The organism is Zwartia panacis, from assembly GCF_030410395.1.
GTDB classification, from domain to species: domain Bacteria; phylum Pseudomonadota; class Gammaproteobacteria; order Burkholderiales; family Burkholderiaceae_B; genus Zwartia; species Zwartia panacis.
Genome location: NZ_JAUHHF010000011.1, coordinates 88,714 through 105,319, shown reverse-complemented (window position 1 = coordinate 105,319; position 16,606 = coordinate 88,714). Strand labels below are relative to the sequence as shown.

At 54.0% G+C, this 16,606-nt stretch carries 11 protein-coding genes; 5 read left to right on the top strand and 6 right to left on the bottom strand.

All coding sequences use genetic code 11. The features are described from left to right. Window positions 1-30 precede the first annotated feature (30 nt). From QWY30_RS13370 to QWY30_RS13360, 3 genes are read left to right on the top strand one after another with little or no spacing between them, the layout of a single operon-like run. Window positions 31-3,228 (top strand): efflux RND transporter permease subunit, encoded by a 3,198-nt coding sequence (locus QWY30_RS13370; protein ID WP_290241794.1) that lies wholly within the window; start codon window positions 31-33, stop codon window positions 3,226-3,228. Further along, window positions 3,225-4,433 carry an efflux RND transporter periplasmic adaptor subunit gene (locus QWY30_RS13365; protein ID WP_290241792.1) on the top strand — a complete coding sequence of 403 codons (1,209 nt, stop codon included), beginning with the start codon at window positions 3,225-3,227 and terminating at the stop codon, window positions 4,431-4,433. Before QWY30_RS13370 ends, QWY30_RS13365 begins: the two co-directional genes overlap by 4 nt. Further along, a complete protein-coding gene (locus tag QWY30_RS13360; RefSeq protein ID WP_290241789.1) occupies window positions 4,430-5,920 on the top strand; it encodes an efflux transporter outer membrane subunit in 1,491 nt (496 codons plus the stop codon). The genes QWY30_RS13365 and QWY30_RS13360 overlap by 4 nt, the downstream gene beginning before the upstream one ends. 20 nt (window positions 5,921-5,940) lie before the next feature. On the opposite strand, the gene QWY30_RS13355 is transcribed toward QWY30_RS13360, so the two are convergent. The 6 genes from QWY30_RS13355 to QWY30_RS13330 form a co-directional block, all read right to left on the bottom strand. Then, window positions 5,941-6,984 carry a RodZ domain-containing protein gene (locus QWY30_RS13355; RefSeq protein ID WP_290241787.1) on the bottom strand — a complete coding sequence of 348 codons (1,044 nt, stop codon included), beginning with the start codon at window positions 6,982-6,984 and terminating at the stop codon, window positions 5,941-5,943. A gap of 3 nt (window positions 6,985-6,987) precedes the next feature. After that, window positions 6,988-7,824 carry an alpha/beta hydrolase gene (locus QWY30_RS13350; protein WP_290241785.1) on the bottom strand — a complete coding sequence of 279 codons (837 nt, stop codon included), beginning with the start codon at window positions 7,822-7,824 and terminating at the stop codon, window positions 6,988-6,990. A 52-nt stretch (window positions 7,825-7,876) separates the two neighbouring features. Continuing rightward, window positions 7,877-9,349 (bottom strand): efflux transporter outer membrane subunit, encoded by a 1,473-nt coding sequence (locus tag QWY30_RS13345; RefSeq protein WP_290241783.1) that lies wholly within the window; start codon window positions 9,347-9,349, stop codon window positions 7,877-7,879. Continuing rightward, a complete protein-coding gene (locus tag QWY30_RS13340) occupies window positions 9,336-12,503 on the bottom strand; it encodes an efflux RND transporter permease subunit (protein ID WP_290241781.1) in 3,168 nt (1,055 codons plus the stop codon). Before QWY30_RS13340 ends, QWY30_RS13345 begins: the two co-directional genes overlap by 14 nt. Then, the gene (locus QWY30_RS13335) at window positions 12,500-13,690 is read right to left on the bottom strand and encodes an efflux RND transporter periplasmic adaptor subunit (RefSeq protein ID WP_290241779.1); all 1,191 of its coding nucleotides are present in this window, start codon (window positions 13,688-13,690) and stop codon (window positions 12,500-12,502) included. The genes QWY30_RS13340 and QWY30_RS13335 overlap by 4 nt, the downstream gene beginning before the upstream one ends. 100 nt (window positions 13,691-13,790) lie before the next feature. Further along, complete coding sequence (locus QWY30_RS13330; protein ID WP_290241777.1) at window positions 13,791-14,918, bottom strand: isocitrate/isopropylmalate dehydrogenase family protein; 1,128 nt, start codon at window positions 14,916-14,918, stop codon at window positions 13,791-13,793. 165 nt (window positions 14,919-15,083) lie between these two features. Here QWY30_RS13330 and QWY30_RS13325 point away from each other — a divergent pair, with 165 nt between their 5' ends. Continuing rightward, entirely contained in the window at window positions 15,084-15,746 is a 663-nt protein-coding gene (locus QWY30_RS13325) for a DsbA family oxidoreductase (RefSeq protein ID WP_290241775.1), read from the top strand. 79 nt (window positions 15,747-15,825) lie between these two features. After that, window positions 15,826-16,599 (top strand): SDR family NAD(P)-dependent oxidoreductase, encoded by a 774-nt coding sequence (locus QWY30_RS13320; protein ID WP_290241773.1) that lies wholly within the window; start codon window positions 15,826-15,828, stop codon window positions 16,597-16,599. Window positions 16,600-16,606: the final 7 nt, after the last annotated feature.

Here is a 16,606-nt window from a genome sequence, read left to right as displayed (position 1 = left end):
AACGAAGGCGCTTAACGCAGGTAATTCAGGATGTGGATCGTACGGATAGCACTTGATAAGCCATACACGTTTATCGTGATGGCTATTCTCATCATGCTTGCCGCACCGCTGGCCATTAAACGTACGCCCGTCGATGTGCTGCCAGAAATCGACATCCCGGTCATCAGCGTCATCTGGAATTATCGTGGCCTATCTGCCGAGCAGATGGGCAACCGCATCGCGCAAAACCACGAACGCTCCATCACGACGACTGTCAACGACATCGAACACATCGAGTCGCGTTCGCTGGGTGGCATCACGATCATCAAAATTTATTTCCAACCACAAGCGAATATTCAGACAGCGATCTCTCAAGTCGTCGCAGTATCGCAATCCGCGCTCAGGCAGATGCCTCCGGGCGTTGCGCCTCCACTGGTGATCAAATACACGGCCTCCTCCATCCCGGTGATTCAGGTCGGCATGTCGAGCAAGACGCTCTCCGAGAAGGAGCTCTTTGATGCCGCGCTCAACATCATGCGACCCCAGCTCGTGACCATTCCGGGTATCGCCGTACCTTTTCCTTATGGCGGAAAGGTTCGCGCCGTTTCGGTCGACATTGATCCCGAAGCCCTGCGCGCAAAAGGCATGACCTCGTCGGATGTGATCAACGCGATTACCGCGCAAAACCTGACACTGCCTTCAGGTTCAGCCAAAATCGATGATGTGGAATACAACATCACTTTGAACTCCTCCCCCAACACCATCGCCGAACTCAACAACATACCGATCCGGACTGTGAATGGCGCGACAACCTTCATGCGGGAAGTCGCGCATGTCCGTGATGGGTTTTCGCCTCAAATCAATATCGTTCGGCAAAACGGCGAACGGGGGCTCATTCTCACGGCGCTCAAAAATGGTGGAGCATCCACGCTGGACATTGTCCGTGAAGTCAAAGAAAAGATCCCTTCCATCTTGCCGTTGTTACCTGAGGGCATCGATGTCAGACTGCTGGGCGATCAATCAATTTTTGTTGAAAAAGCGCTCGCCGGGGTCATCCATGAAATCCTGATCGCAGGTGGTTTGACAGCACTCATGCTGCTGCTGTTTCTGGGCAACTGGCGAACGACCTCCATTATCGCGATTTCCATCCCTTTATCGATTTTTTCTTCCCTGATCGCGCTGCACTTGCTAGGCGAAACAATCAATATCATGACTCTGGGCGGACTCGCGCTCGCAGTCGGTATTCTGGTGGACGACGCGACCGTCACAATCGAAAACATTGAACGCCATATCCACATGGGCAAAGACCTGTATCAGGCCGTCCTGGATGGCGCCGGTGAAATTGCGATTCCGACGTTCGTCGCAACGCTTTCCATCTGTATTGTGTTTGTACCGATGTTCTTTCTGGGCGGTGTCGCACGCTATCTGTTTGTTCCCCTTGCCGAGGCCGTCAGCTTCGCCATGCTGGCGTCCTACGTGCTCTCGCGCACGCTGGTCCCCACACTCGCCTATCTGATGCTCAAGGATGCCGGAAAGCCTGGACCGATTGGTCGCTGGATTCATGATGTGCATTTGAAATTCAATGCTCGCTTTGAAGTCTTTCGCGCAAGCTACGTATTGCTGCTCGGGCATTTGTTGAGCAACAGGAAAAAATTTATCGCGGGCTTTCTGACCTTTTGTCTGCTGTCCTGCGGTATCTTCTTTATCCTCGGTCGCGATCTCTTTCCTTTTGTCGATACGAGTCAGATCAAACTTCATATGCGCGCGCCCACCGGCACGCGGGTAGAACGCACTGCGATCCTGGCTGACGAAGTGCAAAAAGTAATTCGCGAAGTCATCCCCGAGAAAGATCTTGAAGGCATCCTCGATAACGTTGGCCTACCAAACAGCGGGATCAACCTCTCTTACAGCAGTTCGGGCACCATCGGTTCGTTTGATGCGGACATCATGATCTCGCTCAAGGCTGGTCATCGACCCAGCCTTGAATACATGGATAAACTCATACCGGTTTTACGAGAACGGTTCCCGGGTATTGAATTCTTTTATCAGCCTGCAGACATCGTGACGCAAATCTTGAATTTCGGAACACCTGCATCGATCGATGTCCAAATCGTCGGAAATAATTATGCGGCCAATCACCAACTCGCCGCAAAACTGATCAGCAAAATCTCTGCCGTGCCGGGCGCGTCTGACGTGCATATCCACCAGCGCCTGGATCAGCCCTCCATCGCCCTGAAAATGGATCGCACGCGGATGCAGGGCATGGGACTCACGCCCCAGGATCTCGCCCAAAACGTATTGTTACCCTTATCCGGAAGCGCGCAGACAACCTCTTCGTTCTGGCTCAACCCGGTCAACAACATCAGCTACCAGATTCAGGCACAAACGCCTCAATACAATATCGACTCGCTTGATGACCTGCTCAGGCTGCCGGTTGGTCCGAGCAATGCGGCCGCCTCGGCAAGCGCAGCCAGCGCGAACGCAGCCGCCAATCGTGGCACGCAACTCATCGGCAATCTCGTTTCCTCGACGCCCACCACTGAATTTGCGGTGCTGACGCGATACAACATCCGCCCTTCAATCAATATTTATGCGAACGTGCGTGGACGCGACCTGGCTGCGGTCGCGATGGATATTCAAGTGATCCTCGATGAAGCAAAATCGGAACTGCCTCGCGGCAGCAGCATGACAATGCGAGGCCAAGTAGAGACCATGAAACAGTCTTATATTGGTCTGGGCATCGGATTGCTCGGTGCGGTGTTGCTCGTTTATTTGCTGATTGTGGTGAATTTTCAGTCGTGGCTGGATCCTTTCATCATCATCGCCGCACTGATTTCAGCGCTCGCAGGAATTGCTTGGATGCTGGTGATCACGCGCACCAATCTTAGTGTGCCTGCCTTGACCGGTGCCATTATGACGATGGGTGTCGCCACTGCGAATAGCGTGTTGGTGATTTCGTTTGCGAGAGAACGACTCAAAGATGGACTTTCACCGCTTGCCGCCGCTCTCGAGGCGGGCGCGACACGGATCAGACCTGTCCTGATGACGGCACTCGCCATGATTATCGGCATGATTCCCATGGCCATTGGACTGGGTCAAGGCTCAGAGCAAAACGCACCGCTCGGACGCACTGTGATCGGCGGCTTGTTACTCGCGACCGTTTCCACCGTATTATTTGTACCCGTCCTCTTCGCAAGTCTGCACGGCTGGCTCGACCAGCGTCGGTCCTCCAAGGAAGCAACAGAATGAAGGATACGCTCCACGATTCTCATGGTTTGCCACTCGGACATCCAGACAACCCCGAGTCGCAAATCAAATTGAAAAAAACACTACGCTCAGTGAAATTAATCGCGCTCGTCGTGCTTGTGTTGATGCTGATTGGTCTGGCGACTGCGCTGCTTGAACGCTGGTCCTTCGCCGAGGTTTTGGCGAAACGCGCGGAGGAAAACGGCGTCATGCATGTGCTGGTTGTCAAACCGACCGCGCCTGACAAAAACAATCCTAATATGAAACTCGTGCTGCCCGGCACGCTGCGCGGGATCAACGAAGCACAGATCCATTCCCGCGTCACCGGCTACGTCAAGGAATGGTTCAAAGACCTAGGTGATACAGCCAAACAAGGCGAGACACTTGCCTTGATCGACATACCGGAAATCAACCGTCAAGTCGAAGAGGCTACCGCGAACTTTAAACTGGCCAAGACTGTCTATGAGCGCTGGAGACGTTTACGCGCCGAGGATGCGGTTTCGCAGCAGGAAATGGACGAAAAAACCGGACTGTATCGCCAAAGCGAGGCGGTCCTGAACCGCCTCAAACAACTGCAAAGTTTCGGTACAGTCGTCGCGCCTTTTGAAGGACGTATTACAAGGCGCAACGTGAATCTCGGCGATCTCGTCAACGCGGGTAACGTCGGCAGCGCCCAGGCCATGTTCAGCATGGCGCGTACGGATCGACTGAGCGTTTACGTATACTTGCCTCAGGATCGAACCTCACAGGTAAAAGTCGGTGACGAAGTTTCGGTTTATCAAACCAATGCACCTGAAAAAATCATCAAAGGTCGCATCGCACGCACCGCTGGCGCTATCGATATCAACACGAGGACGCTTCAAGTCGATGTCGAGATTCCTAATGAGAACAATGCATTGTTGCCAGGCGCATATGTCGAAGTGGCGATGCAAGTCGCGCTGGGAGACAGTCTGATTGTCCCCACTAACACATTGATTTTTGGTGCTGGCGGTCCATATATCGCCGTCGTCAAGGACAATCGCGCTGAAAAGAAGAAAGTCACGCTGGGTATAGACTTTGGTAACCAAGTTGAAATCCGCAGCGGACTTTCGCCTGACGACCTCATGATCCTGAATCCGATGGACTCGCTGGTAAACGGACAATCTGTTGTGCCGCAATCACCCAAGCCTCGCGCGAATTCGTCCAGACGCGGCGCCTCAAGCGAATGATGAAATCAGGTCTAGCCCTTTGCTTAATAGCGGTCGCTTGCGTTGGATGCTCGCCGATCGGACCGGACTATGAGCGTCCCGTCGTGGACTTTCCAGAAAACTGGAAAGCCTTGCCTGGCGCCAATCCCGCGCTTTGGAAACCGGCAGAACCCGCCGATGGCGCGCCCAAAACTCAGTGGTGGAAGGCTTTTGGCGATCCTATACTCGATCAGCTGATCGAGACCTGTCTGTCCAATAACAACACACTGCAGGCATCACTCGCCAGACTCGATCAAGCGATCGCGCAAAGTGAAGCGCGTGGCGCTGCGCTTCTACCATCAGTCTCTATTGGCGCGACTGGTGCGCGCACTGAAACCTCCGCCAATCGCCCCGGGACGAACTACAGTACGGTGAACCAGTCGACCACTCAAAATAATTTCCGGCCGGTCGCGGTGATGACTTACGAGATCGACTGGCTGGGTAAAGTGCGCCGGGAAGTCGAAGCTTCACGCAGTACCGCTGAGCAAGCCGCGGCAGACACTGAAAACGTCAAACTGCTGCTGACTGCGCAACTGGCGAACAGTTATTTCCTGTTGAGGCAGTACGATGAAGAAATCCGCGTGCTGACCGGGATTACCCAGATTCAGGACAAGCTGCTGGCCCTCATCAAGAAACGCTATGACATGGGTGCGGCCGGCCGTACGGAGCTTTCCCAACAAACTGCGCTGACGCAGTCCAGTGGCGCCCAACTCGAGCTCCTCAAGTCTCAGCGCAACATCCAGGAAAATCTTCTTGCGACACTGACCGGGACGCCTGCCTCGGCTTTTAGTCTGCCACCAGGCAAACTGCCCGCAACCTTGCCAGCATTTCCTGTCGGCCTGCCCTCAACGCTTCTGGAGAGGCGCCCGGATGTTTCGGCAGCTGAGCGTGCCATGGCCGCAGCCAACGCTCAAATCGGTGTCGCCAAAGCCGCATTTTTCCCGACTCTGACGCTAGCGCCTGCTTTTATTGGGGGTGAAAGCTCAATTTTGAGCACCATCTTTAATGCCCCGTCCCTGATCTGGTCAATCGGTTTAACGGCCACGCAAACATTATTCGATGGTGGTCGCATCAGCGCCAACTACCGCTTTGCGCAGGCTGGCTACAGGGTCACTCTTGCGAACTACCGTCAATCCGTCATGGTTGCCATCCAAGAAACACAGGATGCGATGAGCACACTCCAACAACTTGATCTTGCACGCGCTAAACAAGACGAGGCTGTGAACAACCTCAATCGCGCCTATCAAATCAGCGCCATTCGTTATAGAGAAGGCCTGGACACCGCGCAGACACTTGCTTTGATTCAACAAAACCAACTGACTGCCCAGCGCATCAAATGGCAGATGCACGGTGGACAATTTATCGCGAGTGTGGCGTTGGTCAAAGCGTTGGGAGGGGGCTGGGAAGGATTTGCCAAACCTGCAACCGCACCCGATCCTGCATCTTCACCCAGCCCAGTGAAAAACTGATGACCAAATCAAAGTCATAATCAGTTTTTCTGAAGGAGCTGAAGACTTTTTTGATCAAGTCTGGAAACGTTGCCGGTGGTCAAGCCCTTGGCCAAGACATCGACTTGATTACCAGACAAATAGACTGTGGCAGCAGGCGCATTGCCCAAGATGAGTCCAGCCACGCTTGAAATCGGCACAGACAGGCTTTCACCTTGTTTGTAGATACGCTCCTCTCTCTTGCCCTCGGTCGTTTGCAAAGACACCCAACATTCGCCTTTGAAATCAATCCGCATCATGCCCCGCGCATTCTGTGCCGCAGCAGGTGGGACCTTGGAAGCCGAGTCATTCTTTTCTGGCTCAACTTCGCGCGGCGGAGGCTGAATCTGCAATGCGGAAGGCGATTGTGAAACCTGCACGGGCGCCTGAGACTGGGCAGAGCTCTGGTTCGTCACCGCGGTGGCCGGCTGGGATGATGCACTGGCATTCGCGGTGACGACGGCTGTCGACGCTGCTCCCGTCGCACCCACACTTTCAGATTTTGCGTCACTCGTTTCAGTATTTGAACTGGCTTGTGAGGAGACTTGTTCGGCGGTTTGTGGCTGAGTCCCTTTGAATGGCCAGCCCTCTGAAATTGCCAAGGCCACAGCACCCGCGACTAAAACAGCCAATCCATAATAAACATAACGGGAAGCTCCTCGCGAAGCATAGGATTTGGTCTGAGCAGGCGTAGCCGCAGACAGATGCAACTGCGCGACACCTGCCGCAGGAGACGCTTTCAAACCTTGGGCGGAGAAACCCTCTATTTGATTCACGAGCTCATTAACATCCGTACGACTTTGGAGGCCCAGGTAAAAAACGTAACTTTTAATGCCCTGTATATAACGGCGTTCGTGATGAAAACTCTCGGACTCACCCGCTTCGATCGCGAGAAGCTGGAGCTTGGAGAGCATCAGGCGACGCGCCACATCGACTTCGTCTTTTTGCTGGTTTAACCGCTCGCGCAAAAGCAACTCGCCCAACTGCACGCGCAGTGCCGTCACCGATGCAGCCTGTCCAGCATTCTGCTGATCGAGATTTTCCATGTGTTATCCAATATCGCGCGCGAACAGCTTGGAAACGTAGCCGTCAGGACGATCCATTTCATGCAAGACGGTGTAATGATTCAAGCCTGGCAGGACATGCAATCCAACCTGACAACCCTGCCCCTTTAAATGCGCAGCCATGCGTTGCGACTCACCCACCCAGTCAGTGGGTTCGGCGCCACCAACGATCACCTCGTAGCCGACATTCGCGGCAAACGGATGGCGAATCGGACTGAGCACCTGCACATCGCTGGGCTTGAGTCTGATCTCTTCATTCACTGAAATTTGCAAAACGGGCTCTACATCGAATACACCACTGATCAGATACGCTTTTTTGATGTTGTGATGCTTAAGCTGAAATTCGGCGCCTGTTTGTGCCAGCGTCGCAGCGATGATGTGGGCACCGGCGGAATGTCCTGAAACATAGATTTGAGCAGGATCAATTTGCCAAGCGGCAGCCTGCTTTTCAACCCACTCCAGACCACGCTTGGTTTGCCCCACGATCTGCTGCACCGTCACCGCAGGACACAAATCGTAATTCATCACGACGACTGAACAATCGAGTGGCAGTATGCCGTTCACCACAAAGCTGTAATCCTTTTTATCCCGGGCACGCCAATAGCCACCATGGAAAAACACCATGACAGGACGGTTAGGTTTGCCGCAATAAAAGAAATCCGCATTTTCAAGTGGCCCGTCTCCAAAGCGCAAATCGTAACGACCGACGTATTTTTGACGCGCCTCCTCACTAAGACGCGCGCCAAGTTCACTGAAATGCGCCAGCTGTTCCGGTGTCACCGTCGTACGGGGGTTGTATTGTTTTTCGATCGCTTCGTTCATCGGATATTCCTGTTTGTCAGTTCCGTTTTATATTTGATTTTTAATACTTCGGCTAGGGTGTAGTCTTGCTCCAGCCGCCACCCAGCGCCTTGAATAAATCCACGCCCGCCTGCAGGCGCAACGAACGGTTCAGCACAAACGCAAGATTGGCCTCGTTTTGCACCCGCTGCGCTTCCAGTACGTTTAAATAATCAACATAGCCCGCCTCGTAGCGCACAGTCGCCAGCTCCTGAGCCTTGGTCGCCGCAGCCACTTGTTCAGTCAGATGCAGCTCCGTCTGTAGCGTCTGGTGCACTGAAACCAGTGCGTCACCCACTTCACCAAAGGCATTTCTCACAACTTTAACGTAATTACCCAAAACTTCTTGTTGTTGGGCCTTGGCAAAATCCAAGCGGGCACTCAGAGAACCACCCGTGAATATAGGTTGCAGCAAACCGAGGCCGGCAGACCATACGGCGCTCTGACCGGAGAGAAAAGCGCTGAAATCCACACTCTGCGCACCAAACACACCGGTGAGTGAAAGCGTGGGAAAAAAGTTCGCGGTCGCCACGCCGATGCGGGCATTCGCAGCCGTCAGCTCTTGCTCGACGCGGTTGACGTCAGGCCGGCTTTCCAGCAAAGTCGAGGGCAAGCCGGCAGGCGGGATCGGCGGGATGGGCAGACCCCTCAAATCCACCGGCGCGAGGGTGAGTTGAAGCTGTCCGGTCAATATCCCCAGCTGATTTTGGACAATCGCGCGCTGACGGGTGACCTCTGACAGACTGGCCTCGGAAGCAGCCTTGGCCGCTCGCGCCTGACTGACGTCGATCGGAGACACCAGGCCTCCGTCTAGTTTGGCCTGTGCAACGCGCAGGGAGTTTTCACGAGTCTTGACGGAGTTCGTCAGCACATCGGTCTGTGCATCCAGTGCGCGCAAACGTAAATACGTATTGGTGACAAGCGCCGATAGCGTCAGGCGCACACTATCCTGCTCGTACTGGCTGGCAGTCGCCAGCGCAGTTGCTGACTCGATGTTTCTGCGCACACGACCCCACACATCGATCTCATATGAGGTGACCAATCCAACCTGGGATGTATTGGCTTGAAAACCGACACCCGAGACAGACACAGACGTTCCCGAGGAGGCGCGCGTGCCTGATGCGGTCATATTCAACGTGGGATAGAGTGAAGCGCCTGCTTGACGGGCCAGAGCCTGCGCTTGCGCCAATCGGGCCACTGCGATCTGAACATCCGCATTATTCTTTTGTGCGCTCTCGACCAGCTGATTCAGGACTGGATCGTTGAATAAAGTCCACCACGCCGTCAGCGAGACGTTGGCCGGAACAAAAGGACCTGCACCTGGATTCGAGGATGGAGTCCCGGCAGTCGCCGACAAGGTTGACGGTGTCCTGTAGTTCTCGGGTAACTCAACCTGAGGCCGCTCATAATCAGGTCCCAGCAAACAGCCACTCAACACTGCGACAGAGCCGAACACCACCCCGAGTCGTCTCAAGGAACGCAGCCCGTTCAGTTTACGAAGCGTCATGGTTCCTCCCCGTCAACGACTGGCTTTCAGAGGCCCCTGCTGGGAGTTTTGTCTCGGTTTGTGCAGTGGATTTATTTTTTTTACGCGAGAGCCAAGTAAAGAACATGGGCACAAAAATAGTCGCGATAAAAGTCGATGCCAGCATCCCGCCGAACACGCCCGTACCCATGGATTGCCGGGCCGCAGCGCCCGCCCCTGAAGAAATCACCAGGGGGAACACCCCGAGAATGAAAGCCAGCGACGTCATCACAATCGGTCTGAAACGAAGCCGCGCCGCAGTCAGTGCCGCATCCATCGTACTCATGCCTTGGGCCCGCTTTTGAGCCGCGAACTCAACCACCAAAATAGCGTTTTTTGCGGACAGGCCAATCAACACCAGCAAACCGATCTGAAAATAAATATCATTAGGCATGCCCCGCAACAACACTGCCAGCAGTGCACCGAACAACGCAAAAGGCACCGCGAGCAACACTGCGATCGGCAGAGACCATCGTTCATACTGTGCGGCCAAAATCAGAAAGACCATCACGATGCCAAACATAAACGCCAGACCGGACGCATCTCCTGTTCGAATCTGCTGATATGCCTGTCCCGCCCACGCAAGCTCGTAACCGGGGGGCAATGAGGCGCGCGCGGTCTCTTCCACGATTTTGATTGCATCGCCAGAGCTCACGCCTTGGACCGCACTGCCCAAAACTTTGGCGGCGAGAAAGCCGTTAAAGCGTTCCAACTGCTCGGGTCCGACAATTTGCTTGACGGAAATCAGTGCGGATACCGGTACCATGCTGCCATTATTCGCGCGCACATAAATCTGACCCAAATCAGTGGGCTCGGTTCTGTACTGTGAGTCCGCCTGCATCTGTACCCGATAGGTCCGGCCATTCAGGTTGAAATCATTGACATAGAGCGCCCCCATCGTCGCTTGCAGGCTGAGATACACATCGGCGACAGGAATACCGAGCGACAGTGCTTTGGCCTCGTCCACCTCGACATACAGCTGGGGCGCCGTGGGTCTGAAAAACGTATTGATACCCGTCAGTTTGGGCTGCTTTTTAAGTTCTTCGGTAAAGTTATTGACGACACTTGCCAACTCGGGCACCGAAGGCTCCCCCTTGGACTGCACATAAAACTCAAAACCACCTGCCGAGCCCAAGCCTCGAATGGGTGGTGGATTGAAAACCAGCGCCATACCATCTGGCAAACTCATTCCGACACCCGTGAATTTCTTGGCCAGTTGCTCGGACGACGAGGAGCGTTCATCCCAATCCTTGAGGGGAATGAAAATCGTACCGGCATTGGCTTTATTGCCACCCCCGATAATATCCCGACCGGCAATCACAAAAACCCTGGCCACGCCCGGATCTTGAAGAACACGCTTTTGAAAAGTGTCGCCAGTCTGTTCGGTACGCTGCAAACTCGCACCATCCGGCAACACGAGCGCACTGATTAGATAGCCTTGATCCTCGGCCGGGACAAAACCGCCTGGCACCAGGCGAAACATCACAAAACAACCCACCAGAATCGCGCCGAATACTGTCGTACCAATCACGCGATGATGCAAAGTTTTATCGACAAGCTTGGTGTACTGAGCAGTGAGCGCGGCAAAGCTGCGATTGAACCAACCAAACCCTTTGGGCGCATGCATGCCGGGTTTGAGCAAGACGGCACACAGGGCGGGCGTCAAAGTCAACGCCACAATGCCTGACAACACGACAGCCAGGGCGACAGTCACGGCGAACTGCTGATAAAGCGTGCCGGCAATACCGCCAAGAAAAGCAACAGGAATAAATACCGCGGACAGCACCAACACGATTGCCACGACCGCCCCGGAAACCTCGCGCATCGCTTCGTATGCGGCGTCTTTAGGCGAAAGATTGCGCTCCGCCATCAAGCGCTCGACGTTTTCAAGCACGACAATCGCATCATCCACCACGATCCCGATCGATAGCACCATCGCAAACAGCGTGAGCGTATTGATTGAAAAGCCAAACGCCCACAAACCTGCGAAGGTACCAATCAAGGAGACCGGCACCGCGATCAAAGGGATCAGTGTCGCCCGCCAGTTTTGCAAAAAGACGAACACCACAATGGCTACCAGAATCATCGCCTCGAACAAGGTTTTGATGACCTCGTTGATCGAAGCGGTCACGAACTTTGTGGTGTCAAACGGAATCACATAATCGATACCCGGCGGAAACTTTTTTGACAGTTCTTGCATTTTGGCGCGCACGCTTTCCGCCACAGCCAACGCGTTACCGCCAGATTGTAGATACGTTGCGACCAGGGCCACGGGCTTACCGACAAGCTTGGTGTTGGCGTCGTAATCTGCCGCACCGAGCTCGATGCGCGCGATATCCTTGAGCTTGAGGGCGCCACTGGCACCATCAGATCTGATGACGATATCGCCAAATTGCTCAGGCGTCACGAGTCGGCCTTTCGCAGTCACTGTGTACACAAGTTGCTGTCCCTGAGGGGCAGGCTCTTGACCGATTTTTCCAGCAACGTTCTGTTTATTTTGAGCTGCGATCGCCGCAGCTACATCAGGTGCGGTGATGCCGAGCTGAGCCATACGATCGGGCTTGAGCCAGATCCGCATGGAGTAGTCCTTGGCACCCAAAATCTGCGCATCGCCCACACCCGGCAGGCGCTTGAGCTCATCCACGATGTTGACGAGTGCGTAATTAGAGAGGTACAGATTCGAATGTTCTTCGGATGGAGAGGTGATCGCCGTCACGAGCAAAATATCATTTGAACGCTTTTGAACTGTCACACCAAACTGGCGCACGATATCGGGAAGTCTGGGCTCGGCGATCTTGACCCGGTTATTCACGTTGACGGTCGCGGTGTCGATGTTCGTACCCACTTCAAACGTCGCCGTGATGGAAAGCGCGCCGTTCGATTGTGCGCTTGAATTGAAATACAAAAGATTTTCAACGCCTGAGAGCTGCTCTTCGATGGGCCCTGCAACTGTACGGGTGAGCGTTTCAGTCGAGGCGCCTGGATAGTTGGCTGTGATGATGACAGTTGGCGGAGCAATTTGGGGATATTGCGCCACAGGCAAGCCACGCGCAGCCATCAAACCCGCAATCACGATTGTGATGGAAATCACCGCCGAAAAAATCGGCCGGCCGATAAAGAAGCTGGATAAACTCATCGACCGTCCTTGGCTGTGCCTGGCGAGGCCTCGTCAAGCGCCACCACGTTAGGTTTGACGACCGTACCGGGACGGATCTTGATGATTTGATCGGTGATCACACGGTCACCGGGCTTCAGACCCGACAAGACAATCCAGTTTTTTCCCAGCCATTTTCCAACCTTGATCGGGGTCGGTACCACCTTGTTTTCCGGACCGACCGTCCAGACCATAAAGCCACGCTCACTTTGAATCACTGAGGCTTGCGGAACCAAAAATACATTTTCCTGCATGCCCGTCGTCACGCGTATCCGCAAAAACTGCCCCGGGAGGATTTCACTTTTAGGGTTGGGAAACTCCGCGCGCATTTGTTGCGTACCGAGCTTTGGATCGATGAAGGTCGACTGGAAGTTCAGTTTTCCTTTTTGGTCGTAAACCTGACCATTCGGCAACAACAACTCAACGCCCGTTTCTTGCTTGGGATCGAGGCGACCTCCTGGCAATTGCGCGGTGTCGCTGCTCGACAAACCAAATCTTACCCAGATGGGATTGATCTGATAGATGGAGGTCAGTAGACCCGCATCACCCGTGCTTGAAATCAAATTGCCCTCCGAGCGCAGCGAGCGGCCAGTGATTCCACTGACCGGGGCTCTCACAGTGGTCCAGTCGAGATTCAGCTGAGCAGTTTTTAAAGTCGCCTGGGCAATTTCGTTGACCGAGGTCGCATCATCGAATTCTTTGCGGCTGACTGCCTGTTTGCTGTAGAGCAACTTCAAACGCGCGGCCTCGCGGGCAGTCTGTTTGGCTCGCGCCTGGGCTTCTTCTAGAGTGATTTTGAAGGGTTGAGGATCGATTTGAAACAGGGGCTGGCCAGCCTCGACAGGACTACCCTCCTCGTACAAACGCTTGAGCAAGATTCCGTTGACGCGCGCGCGCACTTCGGTTTCTTTTGCCCCTTCGGCTTGGGCGGTCACCTCAAGTACATTTGGGAGATTAGTGGATTTTGCCTCTATGACCGAAACCGGCAAGGGCCCCTGAGGACCCGCAGGTTGAGCCCGCAACGGTGCCCCCCAGACCAGGCATAATGCAGTTAGACCCAGTGCGATCTTGGCAATACTTCCTCTGAGCGGAACTTGCGAATTGATTTTGAAGTAGTTGGGTACTGATATGAGCACTGCACCGATCATCTGGGATTCCTGAACATTCATCCAATTCCATGATTCTATACGGGTAAACCCAAATATCTCGGAAAAATGGCCAGATTCCCGCAAGAAACTGGCCCAGAATGCGCTCGAGGACTCGATCGATTCAGTCTAAATTTCGACAAATGGCCTGTGTCACATCCGTGCAAGATGCTTGACCTCCCAAATCCCGCGGGATCACCTTGCCTTGAGAGAGGGTCAGCTCGACGGCGCGCTCAATGCGCTCCGCAGCTTCGGTCAGCTGCTGATCCTGGTGGCGGTCTCCTAGCCAACGCAACATGAAAGACCCTGACAGAATAGTGGCCAATGGACTTGCGACGTTGAGTCCTGCGATGTCGGGGGCTGATCCATGCGCTCCCTGAAATAAACCGTGATGGTCACCGAGCTCGCCTGAGGGGGCAATCCCCATCCCGCCTACCGTCGCCGCCCCCAGATCGGAAATAATGTCTCCAAACATGTTTTCAGCGACGATGACATCGTAAAACTCGGGCCGTTTGACTAAATGCACCGTCATCGCATCTACGTAAGAGTAGTCAATCGCCACATCCGGGTAACTCTGGGCAACCTCATCGCAAATCGCTCTAAAAAAAGCGTAGCTGCGCAAGATATTGGCCTTGTCGCAGACAGTCATCCGGCGTTTGTGATCTGAGGGCGCGCCGCTGCGCTTGCGAGACAATTCGAAAGCAAATTTGGCAATGCGCTCAACGCCCTTTCGGGTCACGACCAGCGTATCGGTAGCAACCTCTCCCCGCAACAAGACACCCGCACCGCGGCTGGCGTACAGACCCTCTGTATTCTCGCGCACGATGACATAGTCAATATCACCCGCCTGACGATTTTTGAGAGGCGAAAAATCCCCTTGATAGAGGCGAATGGGTCGTACATTGGCGTACAGATCCAGCTTGAAACGCAGCTGCAAATGCAAATCGTTACCCACTTCGGTCCCATCAGGATAGGTCACATCCGGTAAACCAGCCGCGCCATGGAGCATGGCATGCGAGTGTTGACAGGCGGCAAAGGTTTCCTCTGGCAAAACAAAGCCAGACTTGACGTAATGCGAAGCCCCGCCCGGAAATTGATTGAAATCCATGATGCCCGACCCCAGCGCCTCCTTGAGCACATGCACGGTCGCGCCGCACACCTCTGGTCCAATACCGTCACCTTCAATCGTCGCAATCTGGTACTTGGCCATCTCGATCCAGCCTCCTCTATGAATGGTATGGACCCAATCCATTTGAACTTGGGTCTCTTTCTAATTTGCAGTCGTAGTATATGTTTACAATGTTCTGGCGTCAGTGATTCTCTTGGGCGCGTCTCTTCAGCGCTGAGCTTGAGCGCTGGGCTTGTGTGCTTATCTTCACGACAATTATTTTCAGAACCGTTTTCAACAGGAACAGTCATGACCATCAAGATCGATTACGTCTCGGATATCGCATGCCCCTGGTGTGCCGTCGGACTGGGTGGTCTGGAGATCGCTTTAAAAAATATCGGCGATGAGATCCCTGTTGAAATTCATTTTCAACCGTTTGAACTCAATCCACACATGCCGCCTGGCGGACAAGAAGTGTTTGAACACCTGACACAAAAATACGGAAAAACAGTCGCTGAAGTCCGTGCAACGCAGGAAAACATCAAAGCTCGCGCAGCGGCGGTGGGGTACCCTTTTCACCCCGAGGGTCGCAAACACGTCTACAACACCTTTAATGCGCATCGGTTACTTTACTGGGCCGGTCTGGAGCATGACCCTGCCGCACAGCATCGCCTGAAACGCGAACTGCTGATTACCTACTTTACACTCGCTGTCGATCTCGACGACAAAAGCAACCTGATTGCCGCGGTGGAGCGCGCCGGTCTTGACACCGCTCGCGCAAAAAGCATTCTGGAGAGTGAGGAATTCAAAGCAGAGGTACTTGCCCAAGAGCAGAAATACACCAGTATGGGCATCCACTCGGTTCCCTCGATCATCATCAACGATCAGTATCTGCTCCAGGGTGCTCAGCCACCTGAAGCCTTTGAACAAGCACTTCGCCAAATTGCCGCTGAAAGTGCCCAAAACGCTTGATTTTGTAATTGAAACCACCATTTTATTTAACAACAGCTCGATCATTTAGATTTCGAGTATTTCAGTACGGAGACATCACATGGACTTACAACTTAAAAATCGTGTCGCATTGGTCACAGGCGGCTCTCAAGGCATCGGTAAGGCCGTTGCCATGAAATTTGCCGAGGAAGGCGCCACCGTCGTCATCGCAGCGCGTGGCCAAGCCTTGCTCGATGAGGTCGCTGCACAGATTCGCGCGGCGGGTGGCAAAGTCACCGCCATCGCGGCTGATGTGTCCAAAGACGAGGAATGCACACGACTTGTGCAAGAAGTCTTGAAAGCGCATGGACGTCTGGATATTTTGATCAATAACGCGGGGACATCCGCGACAGGTGAGTTCGAATCGGTAACCGACGACAAATGGCAAGCTGATTTTGATTTGAAACTGTTCGCGGCGATTCGTCTGACCCGACTGGCGATTCCGGAAATGAAAAAAAACAATTGGGGTCGCATCATTAATGTGACCAACATTGGCGCCAAGCAACCCAAAGAAAAATCCATGCCCACCACGGTGACGCGCGCAGCGGGACTCGCGATGACAAAAGCCTTGTCGAAAGAATTCGCACCCAATAACATTTTGGTCAACAGTGTTTGCATTGGTTTGATTCGTGCCGGCCAACATGAACGCAAAGCAGAAAAAGCGGGTATCCCCGTCGAGCAAATGTATGAAACCATGGGCAAGACAATTCCCCTGGGGCGTGTCGGCCGGGCTGAGGAAGTGGCCAATGTCGTGACCTTCCTGGCATCCGAGGGTGGCAGCTACGTCACTGGCAGCAGCGTCAACCTGGACGGCGGCTTATCCGCAGTCATGTAAATACGGA